This is a genomic window from Myxococcus sp. AM009, assembly GCF_013372605.1.
GTDB lineage: Bacteria > Myxococcota > Myxococcia > Myxococcales > Myxococcaceae > Myxococcus > Myxococcus vastator.
In genome coordinates this window covers 1-22,154 of the sequence record NZ_JABXEP010000012.1, presented here as the reverse complement: position 1 = coordinate 22,154, position 22,154 = coordinate 1, and the positions used below count along the sequence as shown (strand labels likewise).

The 22,154-nt window shown below is 69.1% G+C and carries 15 protein-coding genes and 3 tRNA genes; 7 read left to right on the top strand and 11 right to left on the bottom strand.

Annotated elements, in window-relative coordinates:
• Window positions 1-31: 31 nt before the first annotated feature.
• Window positions 32-1,012, bottom strand: a complete 981-nt coding sequence (locus tag HV824_RS05130; RefSeq protein ID WP_176420938.1) for a methyltransferase — start codon at window positions 1,010-1,012, stop codon at window positions 32-34.
• A gap of 166 nt (window positions 1,013-1,178) precedes the next feature.
• On the opposite strand from HV824_RS05130, the gene HV824_RS05125 reads away from it, so the two are divergent.
• Both HV824_RS05125 and HV824_RS05120 read left to right on the top strand, forming a co-directional pair.
• Window positions 1,179-1,904, top strand: coding sequence for a 2OG-Fe(II) oxygenase (locus HV824_RS05125; protein WP_176420925.1), 726 nt, complete (start codon window positions 1,179-1,181; stop codon window positions 1,902-1,904).
• 26 nt (window positions 1,905-1,930) lie between these two features.
• Window positions 1,931-2,308: a DUF1330 domain-containing protein gene (locus HV824_RS05120; protein ID WP_176420926.1), complete on the top strand. Its 378-nt coding sequence runs from the start codon at window positions 1,931-1,933 to the stop codon at window positions 2,306-2,308.
• A 1-nt stretch (window position 2,309) separates the two neighbouring features.
• Here the strand turns inward: HV824_RS05120 and HV824_RS05115 are convergent, their stop codons facing one another.
• The 8 genes from HV824_RS05115 to murJ all read right to left on the bottom strand — a co-directional run bounded on the left by HV824_RS05115 (window position 2,310) and on the right by murJ (window position 15,467).
• Window positions 2,310-3,989 carry an amidase gene (locus HV824_RS05115; protein WP_176422797.1) on the bottom strand — a complete coding sequence of 560 codons (1,680 nt, stop codon included), beginning with the start codon at window positions 3,987-3,989 and terminating at the stop codon, window positions 2,310-2,312.
• Between the two features lie 242 nt (window positions 3,990-4,231).
• Complete coding sequence (locus tag HV824_RS05110) at window positions 4,232-9,592, bottom strand: myxosortase-dependent M36 family metallopeptidase (protein WP_176422796.1); 5,361 nt, start codon at window positions 9,590-9,592, stop codon at window positions 4,232-4,234.
• 372 nt (window positions 9,593-9,964) lie between these two features.
• Window positions 9,965-10,912 (bottom strand): aromatic alcohol reductase, encoded by a 948-nt coding sequence (locus HV824_RS05105; RefSeq protein WP_176422795.1) that lies wholly within the window; start codon window positions 10,910-10,912, stop codon window positions 9,965-9,967.
• 218 nt (window positions 10,913-11,130) lie between these two features.
• Window positions 11,131-11,204: transfer RNA gene (locus HV824_RS05100), tRNA-Met, on the bottom strand.
• Between the two features lie 36 nt (window positions 11,205-11,240).
• Window positions 11,241-11,314: transfer RNA gene (locus tag HV824_RS05095), tRNA-Met, on the bottom strand.
• Between the two features lie 67 nt (window positions 11,315-11,381).
• Window positions 11,382-11,455, bottom strand: a tRNA-Met gene (locus HV824_RS05090).
• Between the two features lie 101 nt (window positions 11,456-11,556).
• Window positions 11,557-13,497 (bottom strand): S1 RNA-binding domain-containing protein, encoded by a 1,941-nt coding sequence (locus HV824_RS05085; protein WP_176420930.1) that lies wholly within the window; start codon window positions 13,495-13,497, stop codon window positions 11,557-11,559.
• Between the two features lie 272 nt (window positions 13,498-13,769).
• On the bottom strand, window positions 13,770-15,467 hold the full coding sequence (gene murJ, locus HV824_RS05080) for a murein biosynthesis integral membrane protein MurJ (RefSeq protein WP_176420931.1): 1,698 nt from the start codon (window positions 15,465-15,467) through the stop codon (window positions 13,770-13,772).
• Between the two features lie 105 nt (window positions 15,468-15,572).
• Here murJ and encB point away from each other — a divergent pair, with 105 nt between their 5' ends.
• From encB to HV824_RS05055, 5 genes are all read left to right on the top strand, one after another.
• The gene (gene encB, locus HV824_RS05075) at window positions 15,573-16,049 is read left to right on the top strand and encodes an encapsulin nanocompartment cargo protein EncB (RefSeq protein WP_176420932.1); all 477 of its coding nucleotides are present in this window, start codon (window positions 15,573-15,575) and stop codon (window positions 16,047-16,049) included.
• A gap of 45 nt (window positions 16,050-16,094) precedes the next feature.
• On the top strand, window positions 16,095-16,958 hold the full coding sequence (gene encA / locus HV824_RS05070) for an encapsulin nanocompartment shell protein EncA (protein WP_163785885.1): 864 nt from the start codon (window positions 16,095-16,097) through the stop codon (window positions 16,956-16,958).
• A 30-nt stretch (window positions 16,959-16,988) separates the two neighbouring features.
• Window positions 16,989-18,413: a sigma-54 dependent transcriptional regulator gene (locus HV824_RS05065; RefSeq protein ID WP_176420933.1), complete on the top strand. Its 1,425-nt coding sequence runs from the start codon at window positions 16,989-16,991 to the stop codon at window positions 18,411-18,413.
• Window positions 18,361-19,527: a peptidoglycan DD-metalloendopeptidase family protein gene (locus HV824_RS05060; RefSeq protein ID WP_176422794.1), complete on the top strand. Its 1,167-nt coding sequence runs from the start codon at window positions 18,361-18,363 to the stop codon at window positions 19,525-19,527. The genes HV824_RS05065 and HV824_RS05060 overlap by 53 nt, the downstream gene beginning before the upstream one ends.
• Before the next feature lie 96 nt (window positions 19,528-19,623).
• A complete protein-coding gene (locus tag HV824_RS05055) occupies window positions 19,624-20,919 on the top strand; it encodes a hypothetical protein (protein WP_176422793.1) in 1,296 nt (431 codons plus the stop codon).
• A 42-nt stretch (window positions 20,920-20,961) separates the two neighbouring features.
• Here HV824_RS05055 and rsmI read toward each other — a convergent pair whose 3' ends face one another.
• Window positions 20,962-21,792 carry a 16S rRNA (cytidine(1402)-2'-O)-methyltransferase gene (gene rsmI / locus HV824_RS05050; protein ID WP_176420936.1) on the bottom strand — a complete coding sequence of 277 codons (831 nt, stop codon included), beginning with the start codon at window positions 21,790-21,792 and terminating at the stop codon, window positions 20,962-20,964.
• A gap of 12 nt (window positions 21,793-21,804) precedes the next feature.
• Window positions 21,805-22,143: a YraN family protein gene (locus HV824_RS05045; protein WP_176422792.1), complete on the bottom strand. Its 339-nt coding sequence runs from the start codon at window positions 22,141-22,143 to the stop codon at window positions 21,805-21,807.
• Window positions 22,144-22,154: the final 11 nt, after the last annotated feature.

Genomic DNA, 22,154 nt, shown 5'->3' with positions numbered 1-22,154 from the left:
GAGCCCCCGCCTCACGGCGACCGGCGGAGGCTCAGGCCACCACGGCTTCGACGACGCTGGGCGGCATCGTCGTCGGGAAGACGTTGGACAGTCTCAGGCCCGCCTTCTCCAAGAGCGCCGTGTACTCCGGGCCCGTGCGCTCCCGGCCGCCCACGAGCACGAGCATGGCCAAATCGTAGAGGTTGCCGAAGTGCTGCACGTTGTCGCCGGGCAGCACCGTCTCCACGATGAGCAGCCGCGAGTCGGGGCGCATCGCCGCGCGGATGCACTTGAGGATGCCCAGGCTCTGCTCGTCATCCCAGTCATGGAGGATCTGCGACAGGATGTAGACGTCCTGGCCTTCGGGGACGATGCGCTGGAAGAAGTCACCGGCGACAACGTCACACCGCGGCGTCAGCCCCTGCTCGGCGATCCGCTCGCGGGCCTCCACTGCGACGTGAGGCATTTCGAAGACAGTGCCGCGGACGCCGGGGTTGGCCTTGAGGATGTGCGTCAGCAACATGCCCGTGCCACCGCCCACGTCGACGATGCTGCGCGCGGAGGAGAAGTCATACCCGTTCACCACCGCGGGCGCGTTCAGCGTCTGGTACGCGGCCATGCTGCCATTGAAGATGGCGGCGACGTCGGGATGTGTCGTCATGTAGTTGAAGAACGAGTCGCCCATGAACTTCTCGACCGTGGGCTTGCCCGTCTTCAAGGCGGTGGCCAGGTCTCCCCACGCCTGCCACGACAGGATGTGGCCATGCGCCCGGAGCGAGCCATACACGGAGCCGGGGTTGTCCTTGCGAAGCATTCCGCCCAGCTCCGTGAGGGCCCAGCGCTGCGTGGACTCATCCTTCACGAGCACGCCCAGGCCGCTGAGCAGCCGCAGCAACCGGCGCAGCGTGGGCGCATGCGTCCCGCTGGCCTCGGCGAGCTCCTCCACCGTCTTGGGCGTATCACCGATGGTATCCGCGAGCTCGAGTTCCGCCATGATTTGAAGGCTTCGGGAAACCCAGAAGCCATAGACCATTTGCGTCATCTGCAGAGCGGCGGGCGGAGGCGCGTGAGAGGCTCGAGGTTGCTGGCTCATGTGTCCGTCTCCAAGGAGTTGAGAAGCATCGGCAAGGCTGCAACCTATAAGGTAGGCTGTAAAACTGCTACGGTTCTCTTATTCACCCTGAAGTCCGAGTCCCCGCGTGCGCGCTTACATCACCCGCCGAGAGGCCTTGCCCCGCACCGCGCTTCATGACCTGCGGACCGCCCTGCTCGGCTCGCGTTTCGTGGCCCGCAGTCCGTTGATGGGGACGTTCCAGGCCAGCCGCGGGTTTGCATTCATCTTCACGCACGAGGGCCGTGCCACATTGGAGGCCCGCTTCCCGTTCCTGGCGCGGTACCTGGCCCGCGTGCTGGACCCGGCCAGCGCGAAGGGACTGTTGCCCTGGCACGAGCGGCTCTGGGGCTCGCGGTGGGAGCGGCCCGTCCCCAATGCGTTCTATCTCAACCTCCTGCTCCTCGAGGCGGGGCGCGGCGTGGGGCGACACATCGACGCGACACTCCAGGAGCCCAGCGGCGTCCCCGATGCGACGCCCCGGCACGTGAGCGTGCTCTACCTCCAGGTCCCCGAGCGCGCCCGGGGCGGCGAGCTGCGCCTGCTCCACCACGACACCCCCGTGGGTGAAATCCGCCCCCGCGAGGGCCTGCTGGTACACTTCCGCGGCGACCTCCAGCACGAGGTGCGGCCCTTCACCGGAAGCCAGGAGGGCGCGAGCCGCGCCAGCCTCGTGTGTGAGCAATACGCCTTCCCGCCCGAGGCGCTCGCCAGAATCCCCGCCTTCCGCATCCAATCCAAGGCAGGCTTCGCCGCATATCTCGACCACCAGCGTGAGCAGCCCGGTGGCGGCTCCGTTGGCACATTGGAATAACTTTCATCCCGAACCGAGGAGGCATCGTGGCCGTCGATCCCCAGCGCACCGACGTTGAACGCTTCATGCAGGAGGATCCAGGAGGCCCCGTGGTCATCCTGAACCTGGTGCGCTTCAAGGAAGGCGGACGCGCGTCCTATGAGGCCTACGCGAGCGCGGTGATGCCCTTCATCCAGAAGGTGGGCGCCCAGCCCCTCTACGCGGGAGACGGCTCCACGGCGCTGGTGGCCGAGCCCGGGCAGACGTGGGACGCGGTGCTCCTGGTCCGCTATCCCAGCCGCGCGGCCTTCCTGCAGATGGTGGCGGACCCGGAGTACCAGCACATCGCGCACCTGCGCACGGAGGCGCTCCAGGAAGCCGTGCTCCAGGCCACCACGCCCTGGGCGACCTCGCCGGAGCCCTGAGTCAGGGCCTGGCGGGCGGGCCCCCCGCGCCCGCCGGCACCCGCAGGTCCGCCGTCTCCGCGAAGGTGGGCGGGCGGCGGTGCTTCGACGCCTGCTCGTAGGCATAGGCCAGCTTCAGCAGGAGGGGCTCGCTCCAGGCCCCGCCGATGAAGGACAGTCCCACGGGCAGGCCATACACGAACCCCGCGGGCACGGTGATGGAGGCGTAGCCCGACACGGCCGCGGGCGTGGAGCTGCTGCCCAGCCAGTGGTCGCCGTTGATGGGGTCGATGAGCCCCACGGGCGCCTGCGTCGGCGCGACCAGCGCATCCAGCCTGTGCTTCTTCATCACCGCCTCCAGCCCCTGCGCACGCGACAGACGGCGGCAGGCCTGGAGGGCCTTGAGGTAGGCCTTGTCCGTCAGGGGCCCCTTGGCCTGCGCCATGTGGAAGATTTCCTGGCCGAAGTACGGCAGCTCCGACGACGCGTGTGCTTCGTTGTAGCGGATGAGCTCCGCGAGCGTGCGCGGGGCCGTCCCCTCCTCCAGCGTCGCGAGGTAGGCCTCCAGCCCCGCCTTGAACTCGTAGAGCAGAACGTCCAGCTCGGGGGCGTCGAGCTGTGCCGCCGTGGGAATCGGCGCCGGGTCCACGAGGATGGCGCCGCGGGACTTCATCAACGCCAGGGCCTCCTCCACGAGCGCGTCGGTGGCCGGGTGGTAGCCGAAGAAGCGCTCCCGGGGCACGCCGATGCGGGCGCCCTTCAGCCCGTCCACGTCGAGGAACCGGGTGTAGTCCGCGTGGGCCTTGCCCCGGCTCGCCGCCGTCGCCGCGTCCGCCGGGTCCACGCCCACGAGCACGCTGAGCAGCGCCGCGGCATCCGCCACGGTGCGCGTCATGGGGCCGGCGGTGTCCTGGCTGTGGGAGATGGGGATGATGCCGGCGCGGCTCACCAGTCCCACTGTCGGCTTGAGCCCCACCAACGCGCTGGCCGCTGAAGGCGACACGATGGAGCCATCCGTCTCCGTGCCCACGGACACGGCGCAGAAGTTGGCGGCCGTGGCCGAGCCCGAGCCCGAGCTGGAGCCCGAGGGCGTCCGGTCGAGCGCATACGGGTTGCGCGTCTGGCCACCCCGCGCGCTCCAGCCGCTGGCCGAGCGCGTGGAGCGGAAGTTGGCCCACTCGCTCAAGTTCGTCTTGCCCAGGATGACCGCGCCCGCGGCCCGCAGGCGCTCCACGATGAACGCGTCCCGAGGCGGCCGCGCGCCCACCAACGCCAGGGAGCCCGCCGTCGTCTGCATCCGGTCCGCGGTGGCGATGTTGTCCTTGAGCAGCACCGGGATGCCGTGCAGCGGGCCCCGGGGGCCCTTCTCGCGGCGCTCCTGGTCGAGCGCGGCGGCCGTGGCGAGCGCGTCCGGGTTCAGCTCGATGACGGAGCGCAGCGGTAGGCGCCCGCGCGCGTCCCAGTCGGCGATGCGTGCGAGGTAGCGCTCCGCGAGGCCTTGCGCGGTGAGCGCCCCTGTCTTCATCGCGGCCTGGAGGTCCGCCACGGTGGCCTCGGCGAGCTCGAAGGGCCGCGCGGGCGTCGGGGCCGCGGAGGCGGAGACCTCCAGGGAGGCGAGCGCCGTGGCGGCGGCGGTTCCGCCCAGGAGCACACGGCGGCTGAGACCCACGGAGGCGCCGGGAGAGGCAGCGGTCTTCTTCATAGTGAAGAGGCTACCGCACGCCGCGCCCACAGGAAGGGTCGCACCCCTCCGTAGGACTTCGACTGGTGAGCGGGTCGAGTTGGCCCCGCCTGAAAAAGGCGACGGCCGGCCCCTTGAATCCGGGAGCCGGCCGCCAGGAACTTCCTTTTCAGTCGGCGTTCCGCGACGCCCGGACACTCACTTCATCCGGGCCCCGCGAAAGGCCTCCTCCCGCCCGGAGGCAGGAGGAGGACCCGCGCGTCTCAGCTCTGACGACGGCGGCGCAGCAGGCCGAGCAGCGCCAGGCCGATCATGCCGACCGGAGCGCCCGCGCCCGTCGCGGAGCAGCCACCACCGTCATCACCACCGCCGTTGCGGACGGAGAACTGCACGGTGGTGCTGTTCTCGAGGCCGGCCTCGTCCGTCACCGTGAGGCGGAACGAGAACGACGCCGTCTGGTCGTTGGTGTCAGGCAGGTTGACGACCGCAACCGCCTGGTCCGCGCCGGAGATGGTCGCGGTCGGACCGGAGACCTGCGTCCAGGCGTACGTCAGCGCATCGCCGTTCGCGTCGCTGGAAGCCGAGCCGTCGAGCGTGGCCGACGTCTGGTTGCTAGAGACCACCGCGCGAGCGGAGGCCTCCGGCGCGACGTTCTCCTCGGGCGCGGCGGTGACGCGGACGATCGTCACGTCGGTCGACGTCGCGATACCGTCGGAGACCGTGAGCAGGAAGGCCAGCTCACCCGCGGCCGGCGCGGTGAACGTCGGCGTCAGGGCGTTGGCGTCGGACAGCACCACGTCCGGGCCGCCGATCTGCGTCCAGACGGTGGTGAGCGTGTCGCCGTCGGCGTCGGTCGCCGTGCCGTTGAGCGTCACGGTGGCGCCCGCGTCGACAGTGGCCGTCTCACCCGCGTCAGCGTCCGGAGCGGTGTTCTCCGGGATGACAACCGGATCCGCCGCCACGACGACGCGCACGACATCGCTGGTGGTCGAGGTGCCATCGTTGACCGTCAGGATGAAGCCCAGCGTGTCACCGTTGGCCGTGCTGGGCGCGGTGAACGAAGGCGTCAGGGTGTCGCCACCCGTCAGGGTCACCTGCGTGCCACCAATCTGCTCCCAGTGGTACGTCAGCGTGTCACCCTCGGCGTCGCTCGCGGAGCCGCTGAGCGTCACGATGTCGCCGGCTTCCGCCGTGGCATCGAGGCCCGCATTCACCGTCGGCGGCGCGTTCACCGGCAGAGAACCATCGATGATGGTCACCGGCACCGCCTTGGTGGCAGTGGCCGAGCCGTCCGTCGCCGTCACGGTGAACTCGTACGAGCCCGGCAGCGGCGTGGCGAAGGAGATGGCGGACGTGTCGGCGCCATTGATGGCGACCGTCGAACCACCCGTCTGCTCCCAGCTGTAGCTGAGCGCATCACCGTCCGGGTCGACCGCGGAGGCCGTCACGGTGACAGTGCCCGCGTCGAAGCTCATGGACGTGTCGGAGACGATGGGCGCGAGGTTCACGTGGGTGACCGTCACGGACACCGTGTCGTTCGTGCTGAGGATGCCGTCGCTGACCGTCAGACGGAAGACCAGCGTCTCATCCAGCGTGACCTCGGGCGCGATGAACGTCGCCGTCGGCGTGGTGTAGCCACGAACCGCGACCGGCGTACCGGAGACCTGGGTCCACAGGTACGTGAGGGCGTCGCCGTCCTCGTCGCTGGCGGAGCCGCTCAGCGTGTGCTCAGCGCGCTCCTCGACCGTGCCGTCGAGGCCCGCGTTCACGGTGGGCGCGCGGTTGGGCGGCGTCACCCTCACGTTCACCGAGTCAATGGTCGAGTTCGTGCCATCAGAGACGGTCAGGTGGAACACCAGCGTGGTGGCCGCGGAGACCGCGGGCGCCGTGAACGACGCCGTCAGGGTGTCGGCACCCGACAGGGTGACCGACGGGCCCGCCGTCTGCGTCCAGGCGTAGGTCAGCGTGTCACCTTCCGGGTCGGTGGCCGAACCGGAGAGGGTCACCTGATCGCCCACCAGGACCGCAGCGTCCGCACCGGCGTTGGCGGTGGGCGCCGCGTTCGGGAGACCGCACACGCCGTCCTCCGTCGCGATGGTGGTGAACGGGGTGTTGGTGATGCCGGTGAACGCGAGGTCATCCAGCAGCCAGCCCGTGTAGCCGAAGCTCATGTCCGTACCGACGCGGAAGCGGACCTGCACCGTCCTGCCAGCGTAGGCCATGCCCAGGTCGATGGTCGCGGGCAGCATGCCCGGGAACTCCGGGTTGTAGCTCGACAGCGCGGGCTTGCCGGCCAGCGGGTTCTCGTTGCCCTCGTAGTCCTCGAGCACCGAGTTGTGGATCGGCTCGCCGATGTCCACCCAGGTGTTGCCACCGTCGTCGGAGATTTCGACCGTGGCGCCGTCGTAGTCATCCTCGAAGTCCCACGCGTGCATGAAGTTGAGCACGAAGGGCTCGGTCGCGCTGACGTGCAGCTCCGGGGTGATGAGACGGACGTCGGCGAACGAGGCGGTGTTCTCCGCGTAGAACGTGCGGTTGCCGTCCTCGAAGGTGACCACGCTGAAGACGGCCGGGGTCAGGTCCTCGTCGTACTCGGTCACCCACGGCAGGCTTTCCGGGCTGGTCTGCACGTCCTCGATGTTGGAGGTCGCACGCCGCTCGTCGTAGTGCGTCGTGAGCTCGACGCTCCCGGTGACATCACCCGGAGTCGCCTGGCCCTCGTCGCGCACGGCGACGTCGATGGTCACCACCTGCTGGTCGGTCGCGCCGCTGAGCGTGACCGGGATGGAGATGGTGGCCTCGCTGAACACGGGGATGGCCGGGAAGTTCGCCTCGCCACCGTTGCCAAACGCGACGCCCGCGAAGGCGGACGTCAGCGTGGCGCTGGAGGCGGACGCCGTGCTGGCACCCACGTTGCGCACGGTGACCTCGATGCGGCCCGTCTCGCCGTTGTCGAGGATGCCGTCGTAGTCGCAGTTGCCGCCTTCCACGTCGTCGATGAACTCGGCCGACACGAACTGGATGGCCGAGCCCACGACGAAGCTCTCCACCACACCGGCGTGGTTCGTGGAGAAGCGGTCCGGAGCCTGGGCACCGACGCCCGCGCCGCGCTTGGCGAAGGCATTCCAGAACCGCTCGGCGTCCGCCGGGTCGTTGGCGTAGGCCGACGCGATGACGGCGTCACGCGCCTCCAGGTACGTGGGGCTCGCCGGCGTGAGCTTGTACCCGTTGACCAGGTAGCTCTTCATCCGGTCCTGCGCCTCCTGGAACGGATGCGCGCGGAGCAGCGCCGTGTAGCACTCCCACAGCATCGTGGCCCAGATCTCGCCGGAGTTGTGGACCTGCGAGTTCGGCAGACCCGTGTTGCCGTTGAACGGCACGTCCGTGGGCAGCGCCACGCCGTCCATGATGTGACGGAACGACAGCGCGTTCTTGGTCTGGTCCGAGGAGTACGTGCCACGGCGGATGCCGTAGAACTCGGAGTTCGCGTCCGCGCGCGTGGCGTAGCCCGCGGCGGCGTAGGCGCCGTTCCAGTTCGCGTTGGACGGGACGTTGATGTCCTCGGCGCGAACCATCATCAGCAGGGCGGTGAAGTCACCCCAGCCCTCGCCCATCGAGCGGCCCTGGTTGTTCCCCAGACCGGACGCGTTCCCGATGAGGCGGTTGCTGATGTAGTGACCCCACTCGTGCGCCACGATGGCGTTGTCGATGGTGCCGTCGATCCACCGGGTCGGACCCCGGTACATCGTGACGTTGAGACCCGCGATGGAGCCCCGGAGCAGGTTGCCATCATCCAGGTTCACGCGAAGCGTGGGGATGGTGATGGTGGTGGACGTGCCGCCCAGATCGATCGTCGGACCCGCGACGTTGTCGTGGATGATGACGCCGATGGCGCCCGCGTTCTGAGCGTTCTGCACCTTGGCGGTGAAGTCGCAGCTACCGCGGTCGATGATGGCGATGTTGCCAGCGACCTCGGCCGCGTTGGTCAGCGCGGTGCAGCCGTCACGGTCGGTCGGCCCCGCGGTGTTGGCCTCGTCCTGCGCCGACACCACGTTACCGGTGAGGTCGAACGTCTGCGGACCGAAGGTGGAGGACACGCCACCCTCGTAGTCACCCGCGACCTCCGCGGGCGCGTTCGCCGTCAGGCGCGAGTCGCGCGGGCCGGCGAACAGGTACATCTGCATGCGCGGCGACGCACCGTCCGCCGGCGTGAGCATGTTGGCGTTGTCGGTGCCGCTGTAGTCCTGCGCCTGCGCCTGCAGACGGTCACCCGCCACGCCGCCACGCCCGAAGTTGTCCTGCTGGGCGTTGCCGGAGGCCTCGTCGAAGCCGGCGTCGTAGTACCAGTCGTGGAGCCAGTTGTTCAGGAAGAACAGGCTGGTCGTCGCCGCGGCGATCTGCTCCGCGTTGGCGTCCGGCTGGATGTTGAAGTCGATGGCCCGGTCGAACACGCCCGGAGCCGTGACGGAAGCGCGGAGGTCGCCGGTGTTGTAGTAGTCCGGCGCGGTGAGGTCCGCGTACGCGTCGACGTTGTTACCCGTGGTCTCCGTCGCGCCGTCCGGCAGCCAGGGATCGTTCCGGCTGAAGGGGAGGCTCTCGAGCGTGATCAGGTTCGCCGGCACGTACGGCGACTGATAGCCGTCCGGGAAGCCGGTGGGGTGCGGCGTACCGCCGCTGCCGATCGGACCGTCATGCGGCGTGTACGGCGGCGTCGTGTCCGAGAACACGCGGTAGCTGAACTCCGCGTGCGCCTTCAGGTCGTTGCGCATCAGCAACTGACCGTCGGCGGCGGAGATGACGTACGCGAAGTAGTCGGAGTTCACGCTGTCCGCGCGGCCCGTGTTGATCTCCACGTAGTACGCGGGGACCAGCTTGCCAGGCAGCGGGAAGTAGACCTGCTTCGCGCGGGCGGGGATGACAAACCCCTCCTCGAGCGGACGCGCGTAGCTGGCCAGCGTGAAGTGCGAGTACTTGTCGCCCTTCTTGGCGTCGCTCACGCGGGTGAGCAGGCTGCGGTCCAGCGCGGCGCCCGTGAGGTCCTTGTACGCGGCGGCGATGGCCTCGGTCGCCGGCAGCGTGAAGCGCGCCTTGGACTTGGGCATCTGCGCGGCGGCGTGCTTGGAGAGGCTGCCGGAGATGGCAACCACCTCGTTGTGCTTGTTCAGCAGGACCTTCAGCGACTGACGGAAGACCTCGATACCCGAGGACTCCTGAGCCAGCGTCACGACCTTCACACCCTGCGTGTTGGTGCTGACGTTCGTGACCTTCGCGCCCGCGGCCTCAAAGGAAGCCAGGCCATAGAGCGGGGCGTGGGCAGCAAGCTGCGCCAGCGCCGCCTTGGCGGGAGACATCTTCGCGTACCCGGCGCTGAGCTTCTTCTGCTCCGCGGTCGGGTTCGTCCAGATGAACGTCGGGGAACCGGTCAGCGAGTCCTTGTGGGCGACCCGCGCCCCCTTGAGGCTGCTGTTGACCGGCTTGAACCCCGCGGCGGCACGGCCCGCGGGCTTCGCGTCCTGGAGTGCATCGTAGTTCGGCAACGTCCGGGCGACGGAACTGGTACCGGACAGTACCAGGGCAAGCCCGGACAGCGTGGCGACCAACCTTCTCACGTGGGGAGACTCCATTTTTACGACGGCGGGGGTAGTCGCCTTCATTACAGCCTGGGCCGAAGGTTCCGGCCCCATCGCCGAAACACCCAGTCACGGTCAGAAGGCGACCGAGTGACAGATTGTCACCTGGTCGAGAGATTAGTGCCCCAGCAGATGTAAGTTGAAAGGCGACACGCGCATTTTTTCCAATGGAGCGCAGAATTCCGTAGTTACGGCAGGTTGCGTAGAAGATGGCGGAGCCATGAGCACCGATTATGGCCGTGCAGGGGCTTCGGGGGTTGTTTTCTGGACACGGGAGCCTGGCGCGACTGGGTGTCCGGGCACCGCGGAACGCCCGTTCACACCACAGAGACGCGCTGACACGACTCCGGCTCCGACGCACGCGGGCTACGGCTGTGATGCGAGTGGCGACGTCACTCGCGCGGACGCAGGCACCATCCGCCACCGAGCCTCAACGAAGTCGCGCAACGTCATGGGCCGGAGCCGCGTGTCCTCGGCAGTGGCCGGCTCACGCAGCCTCCCCTTCCCCGCGAGCTGCGAGAGCACGCTCAGCTGCGCGGAGGACGCCTGGACGAACGCGCCTTCGGGCCGCGCGCGCACGAGCTGCCGGCGAAGGTCCTCCACGCTGCCCCTGCACACGCGGCGCAGGCGCTGACCGGTCAGCGCTTCGTACAGGGCGGCCACGCCATTCACCGTCGCCACGTCCCCCACGAACTCCAGCCGCTGGCCGGCGGCGTGAGGATCCACCACCACCTCCGCCACCCATCGCGCCGCATCCGCCATCGCGGTGACGTCGAAGGGCTCGTCTCCCGTCCCCCAGTACGAGACAACGCCGCGCGCGAAGTCGAACACCTGCGCTCGCGGTGACAGCGCCGTCTCCATGAACGCGCCGCACAGAACGAACGTGTGCGGCACGCCGCTCTTCACCACGGCGTCGGCGACACGGCGGTGCGCAGCCATGAAGGCGTCACCCGCGTCGGCGTCGGTGTAGTCCAGCGAGTAGTCCGAAGGGATGAAGCGCACGACGCCGTGACGCCGCGCGGAGTCCAGCAAGCGGAGCTGCCCCTCCACCCGCACCTCGGGTGGTCCGCTCACGGCGGAGACCACCGCGTCCACGCCCTCCAACGCCGAATCGAGCGAGCGCATGTCATCCAGCGTCCCGCCCACCAACGTCACCCCATGTTCAGCCAGGCCCCTCAGCGCCTCGCCGCGTGTGCCTGGACGCACCAACACGTGCAGGTGGATACCGGGACGCGCCAGCAGCGCCGACGCCAACCTGCCGCCAAAACGCCCCGTCCCTCCGACCAGCAGGACATGCGTGAGGTCGGTGTCCATGGCCTCCTCCTCGTCGTTGTCGGCGGCGTGAGCCGCACATCACCGGTGGGGCAAGCCCCTACGAGGAAGATGGACCGTGGTGCTGGGTACGCCTTCACCAGCGGACACAATGCGCTCGGCTGGATGCTGAGCAACAGTGATGGCAGGCGGTGGCCGTGGCGAGTCGCGAAAAAGAAATCGGCCCGGCCATTCCAGAAGAATGACCGGGCCGACTTGAGTTGCGGGGGCAGGATTTGAACCTGCGACCTTCGGGTTATGAGCCCGACGAGCTACCAGGCTGCTCCACCCCGCGACATGTTTTGGGTTCAACGCTTCGAAGCTCAAGAAATTGCGGGGGCAGGATTTGAACCTGCGACCTTCGGGTTATGAGCCCGACGAGCTACCAGGCTGCTCCACCCCGCGTCATGTCTTGAGACTCAACTAATCGACACCCGACTGTGATTCCAGTCAACCTTCGAAGCACAACGAATTGCGGGGGCAGGATTTGAACCTGCGACCTTCGGGTTATGAGCCCGACGAGCTACCAGGCTGCTCCACCCCGCGGCAGAGAGAGGCGAGGCGGTAAGTACCGTCCCTCGCCTGTACCGTCAACACCTTTCTCCAGCGCTGACCACATCCACGAAATCAGCGCTGGAGACAGGGAATTACTTGCGCGCCTTGCTGAGCAGATCCGCGAAGGTGCCGAAGCCCTTCTTGCCCGCGCCCTGCGGCTGCTGCGTCTTCTGCCAGGCCTCCACTTCGGCCCGCTCCTCCGCGCGGATGGCGGCGGTGACGGACAAGCGGATCTTCCCAGACGCGTCGATGTCCAGGATGGCCACCTTCACCTCCTGGCCCAGCGAGTAGTGCTTGCGCAGGTCGGTGCCACGCTCGGTGCCCGTCTCGCTCGCGGGCAGCAAGCCCTTGCCGCCCGGGAACGCGAGGAACACGCCGTACGGCTCGATGCGATCCACCTTGCCCACGACGACCTGGCCCACCTTGGGACGGGGCGCTGCGGCCTGCGCCGACGTGGCGGCCTCCGCGGCGGCCGCCGAGCGCTCCTCGGGAGGACGCTGCGCCTCTTCCTCGGAGATGCGGCGCAGGCCGATGCGCTTCTCCTGCGCGTCGATCTTCTCCACCGCCACCCAGAGGGTCTCCCCCTCCTTCACCACGTCGCGAGGGTGCGCGATGCGGCGGTCGCTGAGCGCGGAGATGTGGATCAGCCCGTCCACGCCTGGACGCAGCTCCACGAAGGCGCCGAACTGCTGCAGGCGGACGACCTTGCCCTGGAGCCGGTCGCCTTCCTTGATTTCGGACAGCGCCTTCTGGAACGGATCCTCCTGGCGCGAGCGCATGGACAGCGTGATGCGCTCCTTCTGCTTGGACTTGTCCGGCGAGTTCGGCTGGCCGGCCTCCATGCGGAGGATCTCGACCTCGACGTCGTCACCGACCTTCACCACGTCGCTCGGGTGACCGACGCGGGTGTACGAGAGCTCGGAGACGGGAATCATGCCCTCCACGCCGCCCAGGTCCACGAACACACCGAAGTCGCGCACGCCGGTGACCTTGCCCTTGACGATCTTGCCCTGGGCCAGGTGCTTGCGCGTCTCCGCGGCCAGCTGCCGCTGCTCGTCCTCCAGCAGCGCGCGGCGCGACAGCACCACGTTGCGCTCGCGGACCTCGCTCACGCGGAACTGGAGCTTCTCGCCGATGTACTGGTCCGGCTTCTCCACGTAGCGCAGGTCCAGCTGGCTGATGGGGCAGAACGCGCGGATGTCACCGATGGCGACCTCCACACCGCCCTTGTTCACGCTCAGCACCAGCCCCTCGACGGGCATGCCGGACGCGCGGGCCTCGGCCAGCAAGGCCAGGTTCGCGCTGCCCTTGGCCAGCGCGCGGCTGAGGAGGATGCCCTTGGCGCCCACCTCCACCACGTGCGCGTCGATGGTGTCACCCACGCCGAAGCGCAGGATGCCCTCATCGTCCTTCAGCTCGCGAAGCTCGATCATCGCCTCGCTCTTGGCCGCGCCTTCCACCGACACGAACGCGGTGTCCGCGCCGAGCTGGAAGATGGCGCCACGGACCTTCTCGCCCACGCGCAGGCCCTTGCGGCTCGGCGTTCCACCCTCCTTGGCCTGCGCCTCGAACATCTCGGCGAAGGACTGGGTTTCGGGCACTTCCTCATACAGCGCGGGGGTCGGCGCCGGCGTCGGCGTCACCGGACGCGGCGTGGGGACCGGCGTCGCGGCGGAGGACTCGGCGGCGGCGGTCGTCTCCTCGGCCGTCGCGGTCGCCTCGGCGGGAGCATCCCCTGCCGGACCGCGCGTCTCGATGGCACCCGACGCCCGCTTCACGACGACCATGGGACCCGACGGACGACGCTCGCCTCCGCCACGGCGCTCGCCCCCGCCACGGGGACCCCGCTCGTCGCGCGGCGCACCACCCGCCGGACGCGGCTGGGCCTCGCGCTCGCCACGGCCGCTGCCGCCGCGCTCGCCTCCACGGCCACCGCCACGTTGTTCGCCCCGACCGCCCTCGCTGCGAGCTCCCCCGGAAGGGATGCCGAGCATCACGTCACCGAAGGTGGCCTTCGGCTTCTTGGGACCCATCCCGCCAGAATTGGAACCGTTCTTCTCGTCGCTCACTGCGAGACCTTCCTGAAGCGAATTCGACCCTGGCTTCCCGAGAAGCCGGGCCCCGGTGAAAATGGCGGCGCACTCTACACGCGCGCCATGTCCGGAGGAAGCCGGATGACGCACATGTCGTTGACACCAACGCTCCGTCCATAACGGAGGCACCGCGTCAGAGCATCCCCGACCTGATGATTGCAACGCCAAACAATGGCCGCTCGCCAGGCAGGGAACCAAGCAATTCCAGTAGATTAGCGCACCACACGCAGCTTTTGCCCCACCTTGCGCAACACCGTCCCCGCCTCCGGGATGCCCAGGGCCGCCGACATGCCGAAATAGACGGCACCGAACGGGAGCGCCACCGCGGCGAAGCCCAGGACGGGGTGCAGGCGCGGCGGCATGAGGAAGTCTCCCCCCCACTCCGCCGTCACGCCGGGCATCGGCCCGAGCAGCGAGGTGAGGCCCACCTTGATGCCCACCGCCACCAATCCGGCCACCACCGCGGCGCCCCACAAGCGAGGCAGCAGCCCCGACGGCACGCCGACCGGCCCCAGCTGCTTCACCAGCTTGCGGCGCAGCAGCCCCGCCTCCAACCAGGCCACCAGGCCACTCGCCAGGGTCAGGCCCACCGCGCCCAGGTGCTGCGGCACGCCGAGCCATCCCGGCAGCCGCAGGCCCAGCACCCATGCGCCCAGGGTGCCCACCACCACGCGCACCACCGCGAAGCGCAGCGGCGTCTTCGGATCCTTCAGCGCGTAGAAGGCGGAGGAATAGAGGCGGCCCACCGTGGAGGCCACCAACCCCAGCGCCGCACCCATGAGCAGGTACCAGAGGTAACGCGAGTCCGCCGCGTCGAAGCGCCCCGTCTGCAGCAGCGCCGCCGCCACCATGTCGCCCAGGAAGAGGAAGGCCGCCGCGGAGGGGACGACCCAGAAGCAGATGCGGCGTGCGCCTCCGTCGATGCGCTGGCGCAGCTTCGCGGCCACGTCCGCGCCCTCACCCGTGGCCCGCGACATCTCCGGCAGCTCCGCCGCGGACACCGCCATCCCAAAGAGGCTCACGGGGATGAGGTAGAGGGTCTGCGCGTAGAGCAGCGAGGACAGCGCGCGGTTGGAGATGAGCGACGCGAAGGCCGTGTCCACCCAGGCGCTGACCTGGACCACGCCGCGCCCCAGCACCACCGGCCCGAAGTTCTTCAGCACCTGTCGCACGGGCTCCGCCGCCAGCGACAGCGTCGGGCGGAAGCGGCCCAGCAACTTGAGGACGGAGGGCACCTGCACCGCGAACTGGAGGAAGCTGCCCAGCACCACGGCGTAGGCCAGCACCGAGACCAACGCCGCTTCCTCGTAGCGGCCTCCCGCGGCCACCAACGCGGCGATGATGACCAGGTTCCAGACGACGGGCGCCAGGTAAGAGAGGAGGAAGCGCCGGTGGCTGTTGAGGATGCCCAGGCACCAGGCGCTCAGCACCAGCATGCCCGTGCCAGGGAAGAGGATACGCACCAGGTGGACGGCCAGCTCCCGCTCCTGTCCCTGGAAGCCGGGCGCGATGGCATCCACCAGGACTGGGGTGAACACCATGCCCAGCGCCACCACCACCGCCGTGGCCAGGGACAGGATGCCAAAGACGGCGCCCGCGACCCGGTCCGCCGTCTCCGTGTCCTTGCGGCCCAGAAGCTGCGCGTAGACGGGAATGAATGAGCCGGAGAGGACGCCCTCGCCGAACAGGTTCTGCAGGAAGTTGGGAATGCGCAGCGCCGCCTTGAAGACAGCCGCGGCCTCCGCGTTGCCCAGGTAGTGGGCGAAGACGCGCTCGCGCACCAGGCCCATCAGCCGGGAGGCAAGGATGCCGGCGGCCACCAGCGCGGCGCCGCCGCCTGAGCGCTCGGGACGAGGAGGCACGACCGGCGCGACCGGCGGTGGCGAAGACTCGGGCGAGGACGTGGTCACGAGAGCGGCGGACTCTACGCGGGCCGTTCGGTGGCATGAAGCCTGAAACCCCGTCCCCCTGTTTCGCTTGACGCCGAACCCCCTGGATTGCAAGGGTCCGCTTCAATGGCCGGCCCTCCCGACAGTGACTTGGACGACGTGGCGCGCATCCGCCTCGTGCTGGCACGTGAGCTGGAGACGATCAACGAGTACGAAGCCTACGCTCGTGCCGCCTCTCTCCCGGAGGTCCGCGCGTTCTTCCAGCACCTGGCCGCCGAGGAGAAGGAGCACGTCTCCGAAGCCGTTCACATGCTCCGCATGTTGGACAGTGGTCAGAACGACCACTTCGCCAAGCCCTTCGTCCCCGGTCATTTCCAGGCCGCCGAGGCGCCCGCCCCCGCCACCGTCCAGGTGCCCGCCCCGGACGGCCCGGCGTTCTCCGTCAACGGCCGCCATGGCCGGCTCCCCTCCGAGCCGCCAACGTCCCTGCCGCCCCAGCGGCTGCTGTACGGCCTGCCCGCGCCGCCGCCCGCCGTGGAGTCGCACCCGCTCACCGTGGGTTCGCTGCGCCGGGGTGGCGGTGGTTCCGGCAGCGGTCGCTGAAGCTTTCTTCCCCCTTTCAAGTCGATGCCTCTGGAGCCCCATTTCATGCCTGACTTCCTTGGACATGCCGAGAACCCGCTCCGCGAAGAGGAGTGGGCGCGTCTGAACGAGACTGTCATCCAGGTCGCCCGGCGCTCGCTGGTGGGCCGGCGCATCCTGGACATCTACGGGCCGCTGGGCGCCGGGGTGCAGACGGTGCCCTACGACGAGTTCCAGGGCGTGTCGCCCGGCGCCGTGGACATCGTCGGCGAGCAGGAGACCGCGATGGTCTTCACCGACGCGCGCAAGTTCAAGACCATCCCCATCATCTACAAGGACTTCCTGCTGCACTGGCGCGACATCGAGGCCGCGCGCACGCACAACATGCCACTGGACGTGTCGGCCGCCGCCGGCGCCGCCGCGCTGTGTGCGCAGCAGGAAGACGAGCTCATCTTCTACGGTGACGCGCGCCTGGGCTACGAAGGCCTGATGACGGCCAACGGCCGGCTCACGGTGCCGCTGGGTGACTGGACGTCGTCGGGTGGTGGGTTCCAGGCCATCGTCGAGGCCACGCGCAAGCTCAACGAGCAGGGCCACTTCGGCCCCTACGCCGTCGTCCTGTCGCCGCGGCTGTACTCGCAACTGCACCGCATCTACGAGAAGACGGGCGTGCTGGAGATTGAGACCATCCGCCAGCTCGCGTCGGACGGCGTCTACCAGTCCAACCGCCTGCGCGGGGACTCCGGCGTGGTGGTGTCCACCGGCCGGGAGAACATGGACCTCGCGGTGTCCATGGACATGGTGGCGGCGTACCTGGGCGCCTCGCGGATGAACCACCCGTTCCGCGTGCTGGAGGCCCTGCTGCTGCGCATCAAGCACCCGGACGCCATCTGCACCCTGGAGGGCGCTGGCGCCACGGAACGTCGTTAGTTCCGGCCGCCCGCGGTCACGACTCCCACCATGGCCAAGGTCCTGGTCATCGACGACGAGGCGAACCTCCGCAAGGTGCTCGCCGCGATGCTGCGCCGGGACGGCTTCGACGTCACCGTGGCGGAGAACGGCGAGCAAGGGCTCGCCGAGTTCCACAAGAACGGCGCGGACATCGTGGTGACGGACCTGGTGATGCCCAAGGTGGGCGGCATGGAGGTGCTCGGCACCATCCGCGCCGCCAACCCGGACGTCCCCGTCATCATCATCACCGCGCACGGCACGGTGGACTCCGCCGTGGACGCCATCAAGGCGGGCGCGTTCGACTACATCACCAAGCCCTTCGACCAGGCGGAGCTGTCCTCCGTCGTCGCCAAGGCCGCGAAGACGAACGAGAGCGCCCGCCGCTCCGTGCGCCCGGACGTGAAGGCGCGCGCGGCCATCATCGGCGACTCGTCGACCATCCAAGAGGTCTACAAGATCATCGACAAGGTGGCGGACACGCCGTCCACGGTGCTCATCACCGGGGAGAGCGGCACCGGCAAGGAGCTCATCGCCACCGCGCTGCACGGGGCCTCCAGCCGCCGCGACAAGCCGTTCATCAAGATCAACTGCGCCGCCATCCCCAACACGCTGCTGGAGAGCGAGCTCTTCGGCTACGAGCGCGGGGCCTTCACCGGCGCCGTCACGTCCAAGCCCGGCCGCTTCGAGCTGGCCGACGAGGGCACCCTCTTCCTGGACGAGATTGGCGAGATTCCGGTGGAGATGCAGGTGAAGCTGCTGCGCGCGCTACAAGAGGGCGAGTTCGAGCGCGTGGGCGGCATCAAGACGACGCGCGTGGACGTGCGGCTGGTGGCCGCCACCAACCGCGACCTCCAGGCGGAGATTGAAGCCGGCCGCTTCCGCAAGGACCTCTACTACCGCCTGGCGGTGGTCCCCATCTCCCTGCCCGCCCTGCGCGAGCGCCGCAGCGACATCCCCATGCTCGCCCGGCACTTCGTGGAGAAGTACAACCGGCGCCTCAACAAGAAGATTGAGGGCATCGCCGACGACGCCATGGCCCTGCTCCAGGGCTATGCGTGGCCGGGCAACATCCGCGAGTTGGAGAACCTCATCGAGCGCGTGCTCTTGTTCGCGGACGGGCCCCTCATCACCGCCCGAGACCTGCCGGAGCCGGTTCGCCAGGGAACGAGCGTCCAGGCGGGCGCCAACCTGGCCAGCGCGGTGGCCTCCATCGACGTTCCCACGGGGGAGGTCGGCCTGAAGGACATCGTCCGGATGAAGGCCGCCGAGCTCGAGCGGGACCTCATCGTGAAGAAGCTCGAGGAGACGGGTGGCAACGTCACCCGGGCCGCTCGCCTGCTTCAAATCAGCCGCAAGTCACTCCAGACGAAGATGAAGGAGTTTGGCTTGCGCGACACCACACCCGACGGGCTGGAAGACGGCCCGGACGAATAGACCGCGACGAGGCGGAATTCCGCTTCGCGCGCGTCGGTTCCGGGCCCGCCCACCCACTTCAACTCAGGGAGCTTGTATGCGGCCGAACCTTCCCACCCTCGGTGCCCCTCCGAAGCGCAGTCCCTTCGGCACGGTGGTCGCCGTGTCACTCATCCTCGGCGGTGCCGCCGGCGGCGTGTGGTGGTGGAAGCAGCGGATGGTTCAGGCGACGGAAGAGGCCGCGGCCCAGATGCCCAACGCCGTCCCCGACGCGGGCACCGTCGCCGCGGCGCCCACGCCGGCGCCCGTGCCCACGGACCCGGTGAAGGCCGCGGGCCTGGAGCGCGTGTCGGTGAGCATCAACGGCCCCCTGGAGACGGCGCTCGTCAACGCCGCGGGCTCCGACGTGGGCCCGGCGCTGGCGCAGGTGGTGACGCGCACCCTGGTGTGGTGGGTCGCCGTGCCCGGGGAAATCCTGCGCGGTGACACGCTGGAGGTGCTCTTCCAGCGCCGCGCCAACGAGGAGCCCCTGGTGCATGCGGTGCGCTTCACCAGCGCCAAGCTGGGCAAGACGATGAGCGCGTATCGCTATCAGGCCGACGGCGAGCCCAACGCCCGGTACTACCTGTCCGGCGGCGACGAGCTGGAGCTGCGGCTGGAGCGCTCCCCCATCGACGACTACGAGCAGGTGACGTCCCTGCTCCGCGACGGCCGCCGTCACAAGGGCGTTGACTTCCGCACCCCGGTGGGCACGCCCATCAAGGCCCCCTTCAACGGCGTGGTGAAGCGGAAGAACTGGAACTTCCGCAGCAACGGCAACTGCATCGAGCTGGTGGAGTCGGGCGGCAAGGGTCGCCGCGCGCTGTTCCTCCACCTGGACGAGGTGGACAAGAGCGTCAAGCCCGGCGCCCGGTTCTCCGTGGGCCAGGTCATCGCCAAGAGCGGCAACACGGGGCGCAGCTTCGCCCCCCACCTGCACTACCAGCTCATGACGCAGGATGACCGGGTGCTGGACCCCTACGACCAGCACAAGACCTTCCGCCGCGCGTTGGCCGCGCAGCACCGGCCGGGTTTCGAGGCGGAGATGCGCCGGATGGACGGATTGCTGAGCGCGTCCGTGGTGGCCGGCAAGTAAAAGCCACCCGTTTCTTGACACTCCTTCGACGGCACGGCTAGCTGGAAGCCCCCCGGGCTTGCCGGAAGGCCGGGGAGATTTGCCGTCGGAGGTCGGATGCACAGGCTTCGCGTCGTACTTGCCGCGCTGACGCTGGGCGCGCCGTTCGCCGCCAGCGCGGCGGACATCACCCGGATTGCGTCGTCGCTCGAGGAGGACGACCCGTTCGACCTCTTCATCGACGTCGGCTTCGAGCGCACGCAGAACCGCGCGAAGATTGTCCGCGAGCAGCTGGCCCCCGCCGGGCAACCGGGGGGCCGCGTGGATGCAACGGAGCTCTGGTACAAGGGCGTGGACGCCCGGCTCAACCTGGAGCTGTCCGTCGGCCTCTACAGGGACCTGGAGTTCTCCTTCGCCCTGCCCGTCGTCTTCTCGCAGAACGAGCGCTGGGACTTCACGTCCAACTCGTCGCCCGAGACGTCCACCATCACCAACAACTGCCTGAACGCCAACGGCTCCGTCATTCCGGGCTGTCTGGATGGCTCGGCACCGCCCAACGCCCTGTTCGACGTGCCGCAGGAGAGCTTCCGCGGCGGCCTGGGCAACATGCGCTTCGGCCTGGCCTACGCCTTCTTCAACCAGGAGAAGGACGAGACGAAGCCCACCTGGATTGTCGGCCTGGAGTACGAGGCCCCCACCGCGAAGCTGCGTGACGCGGCCGCGGACACGACGAATTCGGACAGCCGCGGCAACATTGGCGACCGCGTCCACAAGTACCAGCTCTACACGGCCTTCTCGCGCCGCATCGGCGCGGCCGAGCCGTACTTCAAGGCGCACTACACCATCCCCGTGCGCGGCCCGGGTGCCTACTCGAACTGTGCCCAGGCCGAGTCCAACCCGGACAACCTGGGCGCCCCGGGCAACTGCTTCCAGGGGCCGTGGAACCGCAAGGAGACGGGCATCAACGCCCCTCACACCGCGGGCATGCTCTTCGGCGTGGAGCTGGTGCCCTTCAACCGGCCGGCGAAGTCGCAGCGCTTCGCCCTGGACGTCCGGGGCATCGGCAACTACGTGGGCAGCGGCCGCTACTACAACGAGCTGAGCGCCGCCCTGCGCAAGCTGCTCACCTCCGAGGACTACTTCCAGGTGGGTGGGATGCTGGGCGTCACCGCGAACCCGTCGAAGGCCTTCCAGATTCGCGCGTCCGGCATGTTCCTCTACAACACCAACCACGCCCTCACCGCCGAGGAGCCGGGGCGTGACGTGAACAACGACGGCGCCGTGGACCTGCAGCCCGGCTCCCCCGAGCTCAACCCCAACTTCGACTGGCGCTATGACCTGGTGTCTCGCCGCTTCCTCGCGGTGGAGAGCACCACGTTCCGCTTCGACCTGAGCGCCACGTTCAGCTTCTAGCGGGGCCCGGGTGGGCGCCGGTGACGGCGCCCACCTCTGGACTCAGCGCTTCAGCGAAAGCCCCAGCCGGTAGACGTCCTGACCGGCCCAGCCCGCGCGGCGGGCCAGCTCGGTGCTCAGCGCCTTGAGCTTCTCGCCGCGAGACAGCCCCTCCTCCAGGGCCCGGCGCAGCTCCTCTTCGGACCAGCGCGTCTCGCCGGTGCGGCCTTCCACCAACACCACCACCTCGCCCCGGGGCTCCTCCACCGCGTAGCGCGCGGCCAGCTCGGACAAGGTGCCCCGGGCGAACTCCTCGTGCAGCTTCGTCAGCTCCCGCGCCACACACGCGCGCCGGTCGCCCCAGGCGTCGAGCAGGTCCGGCAGCGTCTCCGACAGGCGGCGTGGGGACTCATAGAGCACCAGGGTGGCGGACAGCTGCGCCACCTCCTCCAGCATGGCCCGGCGCTCGGCGCCCTTGCGCGGGACGAAGCCCAGGAAGTGGAAGCGCCCCGTGGGCAGCCCAGAGGCGCTCAGCGCCGCGACCAGGGCCGTGGGGCCTGGCACCGGCACCACCGTCAAGCCGCGCTCCAGCGCCTCGGACACCAGCTTCTCGCCCGGGTCGCTGATGGCGGGGCTGCCCGCGTCCGTCACGAGCGCGCAGTCCTCCCCTTCCCCAATCCGGTCCAGGATGCGCCCGGCGCGCTGCCCTTCCGCGAAGGCGGGCAGGCTCACCAGGTCCTTCCCGCCAATGCCGAAGTGGTCGAGCAGCACCCGCGAGTGCCGCGTGTCTTCACACGCGATGAAGCGCACCGCGCGCAGCGTTTCCAACGCGCGCGACGTGACGTCCCCCAGGTTCCCGATGGGCGTCGCCACCAGATAGAGCGTTCCAGCCATGGCGTCGTCCTCTCACATCCCCGCGTCGAAGGCGCCAGGGATGTGCTCCACGGTGGCGCGCTCCCCGCGCCCCACCACTGAAATCACGTCGAAACGGAGCATCCGTCCGCGCAGGTCATGCGCGAACAGGTAACGCAGCGCCGCCTTCACCACCCGGCGCTGCTTGGCGAAAGACACGCTGTGGGAGGGGTCGCCCCAGGTGGCCGTGGAGCGCATCCGCACTTCCACGAAGCACACCAGGTCGTCACGTTCGGCGACGACGTCCAGCTCTCCGAAGCGGCAGGTCCAGTTGCGATGCCGCACCCGCCACCCCTGCGCTTCCAGGAAGCGCAGGGGTGGCGGGTGCGGCATCGCAACTGGAC

Excerpts from the sequence above, each read along its gene's own strand:
- HV824_RS05130 (WP_176420938.1), bottom strand. The coding sequence starts at position 1,012 with ATGGTCTATGGCTTCTGGGTTTCCCGAAGCCTTCAAATCATGGCGGAA.
- HV824_RS05115 (WP_176422797.1), bottom strand. The coding sequence starts at position 3,989 with ATGAAGAAGACCGCTGCCTCTCCCGGCGCCTCCGTGGGTCTCAGCCGC.
- HV824_RS05110 (WP_176422796.1), bottom strand. The coding sequence starts at position 9,592 with ATGGAGTCTCCCCACGTGAGAAGGTTGGTCGCCACGCTGTCCGGGCTT.
- HV824_RS05105 (WP_176422795.1), bottom strand. The coding sequence starts at position 10,912 with ATGGACACCGACCTCACGCATGTCCTGCTGGTCGGAGGGACGGGGCGT.
- HV824_RS05085 (WP_176420930.1), bottom strand. The coding sequence starts at position 13,497 with ATGGGTCCCAAGAAGCCGAAGGCCACCTTCGGTGACGTGATGCTCGGC.
- encB (WP_176420932.1), top strand. The coding sequence starts at position 15,573 with ATGGCCGGCCCTCCCGACAGTGACTTGGACGACGTGGCGCGCATCCGC.
- encA (WP_163785885.1), top strand. The coding sequence starts at position 16,095 with ATGCCTGACTTCCTTGGACATGCCGAGAACCCGCTCCGCGAAGAGGAG.
- HV824_RS05065 (WP_176420933.1), top strand. The coding sequence starts at position 16,989 with ATGGCCAAGGTCCTGGTCATCGACGACGAGGCGAACCTCCGCAAGGTG.
- HV824_RS05055 (WP_176422793.1), top strand. The coding sequence starts at position 19,624 with ATGCACAGGCTTCGCGTCGTACTTGCCGCGCTGACGCTGGGCGCGCCG.
- rsmI (WP_176420936.1), bottom strand. The coding sequence starts at position 21,792 with ATGGCTGGAACGCTCTATCTGGTGGCGACGCCCATCGGGAACCTGGGG.
- HV824_RS05045 (WP_176422792.1), bottom strand. The coding sequence starts at position 22,143 with ATGCCGCACCCGCCACCCCTGCGCTTCCTGGAAGCGCAGGGGTGGCGG.